The following is an 11,551-nucleotide window of genomic DNA, read 5'->3' on the forward strand; positions in this document are numbered from 1 at the left end:
GGTGGTTCCTTCCCCCGGGCCGGGCTCAACGCGCCCGGCCGGGCGTGACGATGCCGTACTCGTGCAGCTTGCGGTAGATGGTGGCGCGGGACATGCCCAGTGACTTCGCGGCACGGGCCTTGTTGCCGTCGGCGTCGTGCAGGCTGCGCACGATCGCGTCCCGTTCGAGTGATTCCAGCTGGGTCAGCGCCCGCCGGGCCACCGCGTGGTACTCGGCGGGGAGGTCGCCGGGTTGGATCACCCCGGTGCGGCGGCGGTGCCGCACCACGTACTGCAGCACCCCGTAGAGCTGGGTGACGTTGCCGGGCCAGCTCGCCCGCATGAGCAGCTTCATCGCCCCGGCCGAGCAGGTGAGCCCGCCGCCGTGGGAGAGCCGGTTCAGCAGGAACGGCACCAGCTCCCGCAGGTCCTCGACGTGGTAGCGCAGCGGCGGCACCTGCACGGTGGCGGGCAGCAGCCCCAGCACGTCGGACAGTCCGGGCCGGGACTCCGCGCCGGGGGACAGGGTGGCCGCCACCCACGGGACCGTGCCCTCCTCCCGCGCGGACACCCCGCGCAGGACGGTGGCCAGTTCCCGGGCGGCGTCCGGGTCGAGTTCGTCGAGATGCCGGATCACCAGGGCGCTGGTCTCCCGGTCGGTGAGTTCGCGGCGCACGGCGTCGAGCCACCCGGCGTCGGTGGCGTCGGCGGCGTCGACGGTGCGCATCCGCCGGCCGGGGTTGCGGCGCTGGTGGACGCACTCGGCGAGCAGGCTCTTGCCGACGCCGGGTTCGCCGACCAGCGCCAGCCACTCGCCGTCGCGGTGGCTGGCGTCCACCTCGTTGCAGCACCGCAGCCACAGCGGGGCCGAGCCGACCGTGCCGGGCAGGAACATCGGCACCGGCGGGGTGGTGCGGGTGTCCGCGGTGTCGTCGTCGAGGAGTTCGATGTGCGCGACGCCGCCGACGTCGGACCCGCTCGCGGCCGCCGGGACGCAGCGGCAGTGCATGCGCACCCGGTTCCCGCTGGGCAGGTCCAGGGTCGTGCTCACCCGGTCGTCGGCGTGGAAGGCCTGGCGTGCCTGGGCGAGCAGCATCGCCTGGTCGGCGGGGTCGAGCAGTCTGCGGGCGTAGTGGTTCATCATGACGACGTCGTCGCCCTGGGCGAGCACGATGCCGCCGGTGCGTCGGCAGGTGTGCAGGTAGGAGCGGAACAGTTCCAGTTCCCGCGCGCCGGTGGTGGTCAGCAGCGCCTGGCGGACCTGTTCGGCGGTGCTGCGGGCCAGCGCGATGAGCAGCCCACCGGCGTCCCGGGTCCAGCAGGTCAGGTCCACCGCGCCGACGGTCTTGCCGGTGACGGGGTGCTGGATCGGCACGCCGACGCAGGCGAGGTTCTCCAGGTGTTCGGCGTAGTGTTCGTGCCCGAACACGTGCCGGATGCCGCCGTCCTCCAGCGCGGTGCCGATCCCGTTCGTGCCGACGAACTGTTCGCCGTAGCTGAACCCCGGCGCGAGGTGCACCTTCTCCAGGTGCCGGTGCAGACCGGAGTCGCCGGTGTGCTGGCTGAGCACCACCCCGGCGGGGTCGGTGAGGATGAGGCTGATCGGCTGGCCGCTGAGCTGGTCGTCGAGCTGGCCGAGCAGGGGCTGCGCGGTGCGCACCCATTCGGCGTCGAGGTCGCGGTCGGAGAAGTGGGGCGCCTCGATGCGGTCGGCGGGGACGTGCGCCTCGCGGGAGCGCCACCACGAGGTGAGGATCGTGTCCCGCACCCCGGTGGGGTCGGTGGCCCCGTCGGTCAGGAACCGCAGCCGCGCCCGCGCCAGGGACTCGGCGTCCCCTCCCGTGTCGTCGTATCCGGTCGTGGTGTCCGGGGCGGTGCGTGCGTCGTGCATCGGCGACCTCCGATAACCGGAGCCGGGCGAGTGTGTGTCGACTGCCGTGGGGAGCCGTGTATCCGGCCCCCTGGCGGAGGGTAGAGGACGCCCGGCCCGCGCGGTGTCTCAAATTGAGATCGCCGGGTTCCGGCCGCGGGCGTGTCATGGCGGCGGAACCGACATCCGGGCCGTCGAAGGCAGGGAGGTTGTGCCCATGAGCACGGACGAACCGGCGGAGGAGACCTACAACCCGTGGACCGTGGTGAACCTGGTGTTCCGACACCTCGCGGACGCGGGACTGCACCCGGTGCTCGGCGGGGCCGGCGACCCGGGCGCGCACGCCGCCGAGTTGTTGCGGACGTTGGGCGTCACCCCCGCGGCGCACGACTCCCGGTTGCGCGAGGCCGTGCGGGACGAACTCGCGGAACTGCGCGCGCTGCACGAGAGGTCGTGACCGGCCGTTGCGCGGAAAGCAGCGCCGGACGGGAAAACGGGTTGTCTCATATTGAGACCTCACCGGGCGCGGCGGCGGGGTTGTATTGGTCGGCACAGCAGACCGCACCGGTTCGCTTCCGCATTCTCGCCGCGACCGGGTCGAACACCGGGCGGAGCTGTACGCGGACGAGGACACCGTCGTGGGAGCCCAGTGACGGGTAAGGAGCGATCATGAGCCGCCAGAGTGTGGCGAAAGCCCACAGCAAGATCCAGGAATTGTCCTGGGAGCCGGCGTACCACGAGCCGGTCTCGCACTACGGAACCGACTACACCTTCACCAAGGCCGCGAAGAAGGACCCGCTCAAGCAGGTGCTGCGGTCCTACTTCCCGATGGAGGAGGAGAAGGACCACCGGGTCTACGGGGCCGCGGACGGCGCGATCCGGGGCAACATGTTCCGGCAGGTGCAGCAGCGCTGGATGGAATGGCAGAAACTGTTCCTGTCGATCATCCCGCTGCCGGAGATCTCCGCCGCGCGGGCGATGCCGCTGCTGTTCCGGACCGTGCCGAACCCGGAACTGCACAACGGGCAGGCGATCCAGATGATCGACGAGGTGCGCCACTCGACGATCCAGCAGAACCTCAAGCGCCTGTACATGAACAACTACATCGACCCGGCCGGGTTCAACTCCAGCCTGCGCAATTTCCAGAACGACTACGCGGGCACCATCGGCAGGCAGTTCGCCGAGGGCTTCATCACCGGTGACGCGATCACCGCGGCCAGCGTGTACCTGACGATCGTCGCCGAGACGGCGTTCACGAACACGTTGTTCGTCGCCATGCCGGGGGAGGCCGCCGCGAACGGCGACTACCTGCTGCCCACCGTGTTCCACTCGGTGCAGTCGGACGAGTCCCGGCACATCAGCAACGGCTACGCCACCCTGCTGATGGCGCTGTCCGACGAGAGCAACCACCAGCTGCTCGAACGGGACCTGCGCTACGCCTGGTGGAACAACCACTGCGTGGTCGACGCGGCGATCGGCACGTTCATCGAGTACGGCACCAAGGACCGCCGCAAGGACCGGGAGAGCTACGCCGAGATGTGGCGGCGGTGGATCTACGACGACTACTACCGCAGCTACCTGGTGCCGCTGGAGAAGTACGGCCTGGTCATCCCGCACGACCTGGTCGAGGAGTCGTGGAACCGCATCTGGAACAAGGGCTACGTGCACGAGGTGGCCCAGTTCTTCGCCACCGGGTGGATCGCCAACTACTGGCGCATCGACCCGATGACCGACGAGGACTTCGAGTGGTTCGAGCACAAGTACCCCGGCTGGTACGACAAGTACGGGGCCTGGTGGGAGAACTACAACCGGCTGTCGGTGCCGAACGGGCACAAGCCGATCGCGTTCGAGGACGTCGACTACGTCTACCCGCACCGCTGCTGGACCTGCATGGTGCCGTGCCTGATCCGGCAGGACATGGTCATGGACAAGGTGGACGGGCAGTGGCGCACCTACTGTTCCGAGGGCTGCCACTGGACCGACGCGGTCGCCTTCCGGGACACCTACCAGGGCCGGCCCACGCCCAACATGGGCAAACTCATCGGCTCGCGCGAGTGGGAGACGCTGTACCACAACTGGAACTTCGCCGACATCGTCAAGGACATGGGCTACGTCCGTGACGACGGCAAGACCCTCGTGGCGCAGCCGCACCTGGACCTCGACCCGAAGAAGATGTGGACGCTGGACCACCTGCGGCGCTGCCCGCCGTTCCCCAGCCCGAACGTGTCGCTGAACGAGATGAGCGACGCCGAGCGGCAGGCCTTCCACGCCGACTACGTCCGGCAGGGCCCGGCCGGACGGCCCGCGCCCACGACCTGACCCGGCGTCCGCGAGGCGCGTGACCGCACGTGCGGAGGGCACCCCGGGACGCGGGTGTGCCCGGGTGTCCTCCGCACGCCGGCACCGCCTGGCGACACCGACGAGGTGGAGAGATCATGGCAGGTAAGCACCGGGTCCGGTTCGAACCGGTCGGCGTCGAGATCGCCGTCGACGAGGACCGGACGATCCTGCGGGCGGCGGCCGAGCAGGGCGTGATGCTCATGCACGGCTGCAAGGAGGGGCAGTGCGGCTCGTGCAAGTCGTTCCTGCTGGAGGGCGACGACGTCGAGCACGACCGCTACTCGACGTTCGCGCTGCCGGACTACGAGGCCGAGGAAGGGTTCACGCTGCTGTGCCGCGCGCACGCCTACGAGGACCTGACCGTCGAGCTGCTGAACTACGACGAGGAGATGATCCGGTCGGGTCTGCCGATCCGGCAGGTGGCGGTGGAGGTGGTGGCGAACGAGCCGGTCACCCACGACCTCCGTCGCCTGGCGGTGCGGCTGGTGCAGCCGGAGACGTTCGAGTTCTTCCCGGGCCAGTACGTCGACATCGCGGTGCCGGGCACGGACGAGGCCCGGTCGTTCTCGATGGCCAACGTCTCGGCCGCCTCCGGTGAGCTGGAGTTCGTCATCAAGGTCTTTCCGGACGGGCTGTTCTCCACGTTCCTGGCGGACAAGCTCGACGTCGGCGACCGGTTGCAGGTCACCGGCCCGTTCGGGGTGTTCACCCTGCGCGAGGCGCCGGAGAAGGAGCTCGTGTTCGTCGGCGGCGGCGCGGGGATGGCCCCGATCCTGTCGCTGCTGCGGCAGATGGCCGAACTCGGCCTGGACCGGCCCACCCGGTTCTACTACGGCGCCCGGTCCCGGCGGGACCTGTGCTTCGAGGCCGAGCTGCGCGGGTTGGAGCGCACGCTGCCGGACTTCCGGTACGTGCCCGCGCTGTCCGAGCCCGCCGCCGACGACGGCTGGGACGGCGAGACCGGGTTGATCACCGACGTCGTGCGGCGGTGCGAGGGCGACCTCACCGGCGCCGACGCCTACGTGTGCGGCCCGCCGCCGATGGTCGAGGCCGCCGTCGAGCTGCTGCCCGCGCTCGGGGTCGACGACGGGCGCGTGTTCTACGACAAGTTCACCACCACCGGCGACGGCGAGGCCGACTGACCGTCGACCGGGCGGGCGCCGGGCGAGCACCGGCGACGACCGCGGGAAGTGAGGACGAGAAACCGATGACCACCACACCAGAGACCCCCGAACGCAGCGTGCCGAAGCCGGTGTTCACCGACGCCGAGGCCGGCGCGCGGGAATTCCCGGACTCCGGGCACCGACGCTTCAACTACTTCGTCCCGGCGAAACGCAAGCAGAGCCACTACGAGGACGTCACCGTCGAGGTGCAGCCCGACCCGCGGCACTACCTGTCGCAGGGCTGGCTGTACGGCTTCGCCGACGGCCGCGGCGGCTACCCGCTGGACTGGACGGTGCTCAAGGCCTGGGGCTCCGACCGGCCGGAGCCCCAGCGGTTCCCCGGCTCCGGCGGGCAGGGATACGACTGGCCCGCCCACGGGTGGCACGAGTTCCGCGACCCGAACGAGGAGTGGGAACAGAGCATCTACCGCAACAACTCGAACGTCGTCCGCCAGCTCACCCAGAACATCGAGGCGGCGCGCGGGTCGAAGGCGTTCGAGCAGTGGAACCCGAACTGGGTGCAGTTCGTGGCCTGCCACGTGGGCGCGTGGATGCACGTCAACCACGGCCTGGGGCTGTACCTGTTCGCCAACGCCAACCGCCGGGCGCCCACCAACATGCACAACACCGCCATCTCGGTGAACAGCATGCACCGGATCCGCTCGGCGCAGGACCTCGCGCTGTACAACCTGACCCTGTCCGAGGAGATCGACGGCTTCGACGGCGAGGCGCACCGTCGGACGTGGGAGAGTGACCCGGCCTGGCAGCAGGTGCGCGAGACCGCCGAGCGGATGACCGCGATCTGGGACTGGGCCGAGGCGGTGTTCGTGGCCAACGTGGTGTTCGAGCCGCTGGTCGGGGAGCTGTTCCGGAGCAACCTGGTGCAGCAGGCCGCCCCCGGCAACGGCGACTTCGTCACCCCGACGCTGATCGGGGCGGAGGAGTACGACTACGCCGAGCGCGACCTGCGCTACACCCGCGCGCTGTTCGAGCCGCTGGTGCGTGACCCGGAGTTCGCCGGGCACAACACCGACACGATGCGGGCGTGGCTGGCCACCTGGGTGCCTCGCTGCCTCACCGCGGCCCGCACGCTGCAGCCGCTGTGGTCCCTGCCGGACGCGAAGCCCGTCCGCTTCGAGGACGGCCTGGACCGGGCGAAGAGCCGTTTCCGCGGAGTCCTGGCCGACCTGGGCCTGGAGGTACCGAAGGAGTTGAACCAGTGACCAGCACCGCGACGAGCCGTTTCCAGACCGACAACACCGCGTCCAACATGTGCGGCTTCACCCTGATGAACAACCAGGTGGGTGAGGTCATCGCGGAGGTGATGCGCGAGCAGGACAACGTGACCGTGACCCCGTTGCCGTCGATGATCCGGGTCGACGCCCACCGCCGGATGGACGTCGTCTACGCCGACATCGACGAGGCCGCCGGCGAGGAGGACGGCTGGTTCGACCAGGCCGAGTTCGAGGAGAGCATGTCCACCCACTACGGGCGCATGATCCACCTGGACGACCGCACGATCTTGTTCGCCAACCCCGAGGACGCCGCCGAGTACCTGGACTTCGACCTGACCCCGGTCCGGTAGCCGGGCGTCCACCCCTGGGGGAGAGGTCCGCCGGGCCGCGCGCCGCGGGGCCCGACCGCACGGGCCGCGGCCCGGCGGACCGTCCACAACCGCGACACCAGCAAGGGAGCCGGTGACCATGTACCGCAAGGACGGAGAAAGCTACTTCATCGTCGACAGCCACGTGCACTTCTGGGACGGCAGCCCGGCCAACCAGGCCAACCGGTACGGCAAGGGCTTCATCGAGTGCTTCTACGACTACCACCGCAACCTCAGCCCCGAGGAGTGGGTGTGGTCGCTGGAGAAGTTCGGCAAGTACTCCGAACAGGACCTGATCTCGGACCTGTTCGAGACCGGGTACGTGGACAAGGCCATCTTCCAGCCCACCTACCTCAGCGACTTCTACGTCAACGGGTTCAACACCACCGAACAGGACGGCGCGGTCGCCGAACGGCACCCGGACAAGTTCCTCGTCAACGGCGCCTGGGACCCCCGCGACGGCGAGGCCGGCCTGGCCACGCTGGAGGAGCTCGCCCGGCGGTGGAACCTACGCGGTGTGAAGCTCTACACCGCCGAGTGGCGCGGCGACTCGAAGGGCTGGAAGCTCACCGACGACTGGTCCTACCGGTACCTGGAGAAGTGCCGCGAGCTGGGCATCCGCAACATCCACATCCACAAGGGCCCGACGATCTACCCGCTGAACCGGGACGCGTTCGACGTGGCCGACGTGGACGACGTGGCCACCGCGTTCCCGGACCTGAACTTCATCATCGAGCACGTCGGCCTGCCCCGGCTGGAGGACTTCTGCTGGATCGCCACCCAGGAGCCCAACGTCTACGGCGGGCTCGCGGTGGCGATGCCGTTCATCCACTCCCGGCCGCGGTACTTCGCCCAGATCATCGGCGAGCTGCTGTACTGGCTGGACGAGGACCGGATCACCTTCGCCAGCGACTACGCCATCTGGCACCCGAAGTGGCTGGTGGAGAAGTTCGTCGACTTCCAGATCCCGGAGGACCTGCAGTCCGAGTACGGCGCGCTCACCCCGGACGTCAAACGCAAGATCCTCGGCCTGAACGCGGCGGCGCTGTACGACATCCCGGTGCCCGCCGAGGCCCGCGCGGGCCAGGCGGTGGCGGTATGACGGCCGCGGCGGAGAAGGCGACCGCGACCGGACGCGCCTGGGAGGCGTTGTCCACGGTGCGGGACCCGGAGCTGGACGAGCCGATCACCGAGTTGGGCTTCGTGGCCGACACCGCGGTGACCGGGACGGGGATCCGGGTGCGGCTGCGGCTGCCGACCTACTTCTGCGCCCCGAACTTCGCCTACCTGATGGTGGCCGACGCCCGGGACGCGCTGCGCGCGCTCGGCGAGTTCGACACGGTGGACGTGCGGCTGGTGGACCACTTCGCCGCCGGGGAGATCAACGCGGGGGTGGCGGCCGACTCCGGCTTCACCGGCACGTTCGCCGGGGAGGCCGAGGAGGAGCTGGACGAGCTGCGCCGCACGTTCCGCCGCAAGGCGCACCTGGCGTGCCTGGAACGCGCCTGCCGCGGACTGGTGGCGCGGGGCTGGCGGGTGGACGCCCTGGCCGGGATGACCCTGGGCGAGCTGCCCGACTCCCCCGAGCGGGACAGGCTGCTGCGCCGGCGCGCGGAGGCCGGGCTGCCGACCGGTCCGGAGCAGCCGCTGTTCGTGACCGACGACGGCACTCCCGTGCCCGCCGACGAGGTGGGCTCGCGGCTGGAGTTCGCCCGCGCCGTGCGGGTGAGCGTCGACGGCAACGCCGGTTGGTGCCGTGGACTGCTGGCAACACGGTACCCACGAGCCGAACGGGAGGACGTGTCATGAAGGCGGTCAGGCTGCACCGGTACCACGAACAGCCGGTGCTCGAGGACGTGCCGATGCCCCGGGCCACGGGGCCGTTCGACGTGGTCGTGCGGATCGGCGGGGCCGGGGTGTGCCGGACGGACCTGCACATCATCGAGCAGCAGTGGGAGGACAAGTCCGGCGTCACCCTGCCCTACACGATCGGGCACGAGAACGCGGGCTGGGTGCACGAGGTGGGCCCGGCGGTGACCAACGTCGAGGTGGGCGACACCGTCATCCTGCACCCCACCCCGACGTGCGGACTGTGCCGGGCGTGCCGGGCGGGCGACGACATGCACTGCGCGGACAACGCCTTCCCCGGCATCGACTCGGACGGCGGGATGGCCGAGTACCTGCTCACCTCGGCGCGGGCGTGCATCAGGCTCGACCCGGCCACCCGCCCGGAGGACGTGGCGGCGCTGGCCGACGCGGGCATCACCGCCTACCACGCGGTGCGCAAGGCGGCGCCGTCGCTGTACCCGGGCACCACGTGCGTGGTCAACGGCGCGGGCGGCCTCGGGCACATCGGCATCCAGGTGCTGCGGGCGCTGACGGCGACCACGATGGTCGTCGTGGACCGCAACGAGGAGGCGCTGCGCCTGGCCGCCGACCTCGGCGCGGACCACACGGTGCTCGCCGACGGCAAGCAGGTCGAGTCGGTGCTGGACCTCACCGGCGGGGCCGGGGCGGAGGTGGTGCTGGACTTCGTCGCCGAACAGGGCGCCCAGCAGGACGCGTTCGCGATGACGCGGCGCGGCGGGTCGCACTACGTCATCGGCTACGGCAGCAACCTCGACATCCCGACGATCGACATCATCTCCACCGAGCGCAACGTGATCGGCAACCTGGTCGGCACCTACAACGACCTGGCCGAGCTGATGGTGCTGGCCCAGGCGGGCAAGGTCACCCTGCACACGAGGAAGTACCCGCTGGACGCCGCGCTGGACGCGCTGGCCGATCTGGACGCCGGGCGCGTCCGCGGCCGCGCGATCCTCGTCCCCTGAGACCGCCCGACAGGCAGCGAAGGAGCATTTTCCATGGCCAAGGACCTGCGTTACGGCGCGGACGCCCGGGACCTGCTGCGCTCGGGCGTGGACAAGCTCGCCGACGCGGTGAAGTCGACGCTGGGGCCGAAGGGCCGCAACGTCGTCATCGAGAAGATCACCGGTTCCCCGGAGGTCACCAACGACGGGGTGACCATCGCCCGGGACATCCACCTGCGCGACCAGTTCGAGAACATGGGCGCGCAGCTGGTGAAGGAAGCCGCGATCAAGACCAACGACATCGTCGGTGACGGCACCACCACCGCCACGGTGCTGGCCCAGGCGATCATCCACGAGGGCATGAGCGTGATCGCCAAGGGCGGCAACCCGGTGCTGGTGAAACGCGGTATCGACACGGCGGTGGCGCGGCTGGTGGAGCACCTGCGCACGGCGGCCCACCCGGTGGACAGCGAGACGGACCTGGCCCGGGTGGCCGCCATCTCGGCCAACGACGACGACGTCGGCGCCGTGATCGCCCGCGCGTTGCACCGGGTCGGCGACACCGGCGTGGTGACCGTGGAGGAGTCGTCCGAGGTCGGCATGTCCGTCGACTTCGTGGAGGGTTTCGAGTTCGACAACGGCTACCTCTCGCCGTACCTGGTGACCGACCCGGGCAGGCTGGAGGCGGTCGTCGACGACCCGTACATCCTGCTGTGCGCCGAGAAGATCGACAAGGTGCAGCAGCTCATGCCGCTGCTCGACAAGATCATGCGCGCGCCGAAACCGCTCGTGGTGATCGCGGAGAACGTCGAGGGCACCGCGCTGTCGATGCTGGTGCACAACCACACCAACGGCACCTTCCAGTCGGTGGCGGTGCGTGCCCCCGGCTTCGGCGACCGCAGGCTGCACAAACTGGAGGACATCGCCGCGGTGACCGGCGGCTCGGTGCTGTCGCGTCAGTCCGGGTTCACCCTGGAGAACATGACGCTGGACCAGCTGGGCCGGGCCCGGCAGGTGCGGGTCACCGAGAACGACACCGCCATCGTCGGCGGTGCCGGCTCGGCCGACGACGTCGCGTTCCGGGTGCGCCAGTTGCAGTCCGAACTGGACCGTGCGCAGTTCGGCACGGACGAGGACGTGCTCACCGAGCGGATCGGCGCACTGACCGGCAAGGTGGCGGTGATCCGCGTGGGCGCGGCCACCCCGGCCGAGCTCAAGGAGCTCCAACACCGGGTGGAGGACGCCCTCTCGGCGAGTCGGGCGGCGATGGCGGAGGGCATCGTCGCCGGTGGCGGGGCGGCGCTGCTGCACGCGCAGGAGGCCCTGTCCGATCTGGAGCTTACCGGTGACTACGCGATCGGTGCGGACATCGTGCGGCGGTCGTTGACCGAACCGGCGGCACTGATCGCGGAGAACGCGGGCCATTCGGCCGACGAGGTGGTGCGCACGGTGCGGGGCATGGACCCGGACGGCGGGTTCGACGCGCTGCGGGAACGCTACGGGAACATGATCGAGATGGGGATCATCGACCCGCTGCGGGTGGCCCGCTCGGCACTGCAGAACGGCGCGTCGGTGGCGGGCCTGCTGCTCACCACGAACTCGCTGATCGCCGAGGCGCAGACCCCGTGGGGCGGGTCCCCGGCGTTGATGGGCGAGTTCGGCGAGCTGGACGAGGGCTTGCGCCAGCCGTCCCCGGACGCGAGCACGCCGCAGTCGTTGGGCATGGGCCCGTCGGTGGGCTGACCCGGATCCGGTCGGGACGCGGCGCCCGCGCGGCCCGCGCCCG

10 protein-coding genes are annotated in these 11,551 nt (G+C 70.3%); 9 read left to right on the top strand and 1 reads right to left on the bottom strand.

The features are described 5' to 3' along the window. Nucleotides 1-25: 25 nt before the first annotated feature. Complete coding sequence (locus tag ACTIR_RS0110280) at nucleotides 26-1,870, bottom strand: sigma-54-dependent Fis family transcriptional regulator (RefSeq protein ID WP_026454207.1); 1,845 nt, start codon at nucleotides 1,868-1,870, stop codon at nucleotides 26-28. 196 nt (nucleotides 1,871-2,066) lie between these two features. Between ACTIR_RS0110280 and ACTIR_RS0110285 the strand changes: the two genes are divergently transcribed. The 9 genes from ACTIR_RS0110285 (at nucleotide 2,067) to groL (ending at nucleotide 11,508) form a co-directional block, all read left to right on the top strand. Then, complete coding sequence (locus tag ACTIR_RS0110285) at nucleotides 2,067-2,306, top strand: hypothetical protein (protein ID WP_026454208.1); 240 nt, start codon at nucleotides 2,067-2,069, stop codon at nucleotides 2,304-2,306. Between the two features lie 212 nt (nucleotides 2,307-2,518). Next, entirely contained in the window at nucleotides 2,519-4,168 is a 1,650-nt protein-coding gene (locus ACTIR_RS0110290) for a ferritin family protein (RefSeq protein WP_026454209.1), read from the top strand. A gap of 116 nt (nucleotides 4,169-4,284) precedes the next feature. After that, entirely contained in the window at nucleotides 4,285-5,331 is a 1,047-nt protein-coding gene (locus ACTIR_RS0110295) for an FAD-binding oxidoreductase (protein ID WP_026454210.1), read from the top strand. Between the two features lie 65 nt (nucleotides 5,332-5,396). Further along, complete coding sequence (locus tag ACTIR_RS0110300) at nucleotides 5,397-6,575, top strand: ferritin family protein (protein ID WP_026454211.1); 1,179 nt, start codon at nucleotides 5,397-5,399, stop codon at nucleotides 6,573-6,575. Next, the gene (gene mimD, locus ACTIR_RS0110305) at nucleotides 6,572-6,937 is read left to right on the top strand and encodes a propane 2-monooxygenase effector subunit MimD (protein ID WP_026454212.1); all 366 of its coding nucleotides are present in this window, start codon (nucleotides 6,572-6,574) and stop codon (nucleotides 6,935-6,937) included. The genes ACTIR_RS0110300 and mimD overlap by 4 nt, the downstream gene beginning before the upstream one ends. Before the next feature lie 118 nt (nucleotides 6,938-7,055). Then, nucleotides 7,056-8,057, top strand: coding sequence for an amidohydrolase family protein (locus tag ACTIR_RS0110310; protein WP_026454213.1), 1,002 nt, complete (start codon nucleotides 7,056-7,058; stop codon nucleotides 8,055-8,057). After that, the gene (locus ACTIR_RS0110315; protein ID WP_026454214.1) at nucleotides 8,054-8,764 is read left to right on the top strand and encodes an iron-sulfur cluster assembly protein; all 711 of its coding nucleotides are present in this window, start codon (nucleotides 8,054-8,056) and stop codon (nucleotides 8,762-8,764) included. Before ACTIR_RS0110310 ends, ACTIR_RS0110315 begins: the two co-directional genes overlap by 4 nt. Continuing rightward, nucleotides 8,761-9,786, top strand: coding sequence for an NAD(P)-dependent alcohol dehydrogenase (locus ACTIR_RS0110320; protein ID WP_026454215.1), 1,026 nt, complete (start codon nucleotides 8,761-8,763; stop codon nucleotides 9,784-9,786). The genes ACTIR_RS0110315 and ACTIR_RS0110320 overlap by 4 nt, the downstream gene beginning before the upstream one ends. Nucleotides 9,787-9,819: 33 nt before the next feature. Beyond that, entirely contained in the window at nucleotides 9,820-11,508 is a 1,689-nt protein-coding gene (groL, locus tag ACTIR_RS0110325) for a chaperonin GroEL (RefSeq protein ID WP_026454216.1), read from the top strand. The last annotated feature ends 43 nt before the right edge of the window (nucleotides 11,509-11,551 follow it).

This window comes from Saccharomonospora iraqiensis subsp. iraqiensis (genome assembly GCF_000430445.1).
GTDB lineage: Bacteria > Actinomycetota > Actinomycetes > Mycobacteriales > Pseudonocardiaceae > Saccharomonospora > Saccharomonospora iraqiensis.

What these genes read in the sequence shown, in the direction of transcription:
- ACTIR_RS0110280 (WP_026454207.1), bottom strand. Translation starts at nt 1,870, where the DNA reads ATGCACGACGCACGCACCGCCCCGGACACCACGACCGGATACGACGAC.
- ACTIR_RS0110285 (WP_026454208.1), top strand. Translation starts at nt 2,067, where the DNA reads ATGAGCACGGACGAACCGGCGGAGGAGACCTACAACCCGTGGACCGTG.
- ACTIR_RS0110290 (WP_026454209.1), top strand. Translation starts at nt 2,519, where the DNA reads ATGAGCCGCCAGAGTGTGGCGAAAGCCCACAGCAAGATCCAGGAATTG.
- ACTIR_RS0110295 (WP_026454210.1), top strand. Translation starts at nt 4,285, where the DNA reads ATGGCAGGTAAGCACCGGGTCCGGTTCGAACCGGTCGGCGTCGAGATC.
- ACTIR_RS0110300 (WP_026454211.1), top strand. Translation starts at nt 5,397, where the DNA reads ATGACCACCACACCAGAGACCCCCGAACGCAGCGTGCCGAAGCCGGTG.
- ACTIR_RS0110310 (WP_026454213.1), top strand. Translation starts at nt 7,056, where the DNA reads ATGTACCGCAAGGACGGAGAAAGCTACTTCATCGTCGACAGCCACGTG.
- ACTIR_RS0110315 (WP_026454214.1), top strand. Translation starts at nt 8,054, where the DNA reads ATGACGGCCGCGGCGGAGAAGGCGACCGCGACCGGACGCGCCTGGGAG.
- ACTIR_RS0110320 (WP_026454215.1), top strand. Translation starts at nt 8,761, where the DNA reads ATGAAGGCGGTCAGGCTGCACCGGTACCACGAACAGCCGGTGCTCGAG.
- groL (WP_026454216.1), top strand. Translation starts at nt 9,820, where the DNA reads ATGGCCAAGGACCTGCGTTACGGCGCGGACGCCCGGGACCTGCTGCGC.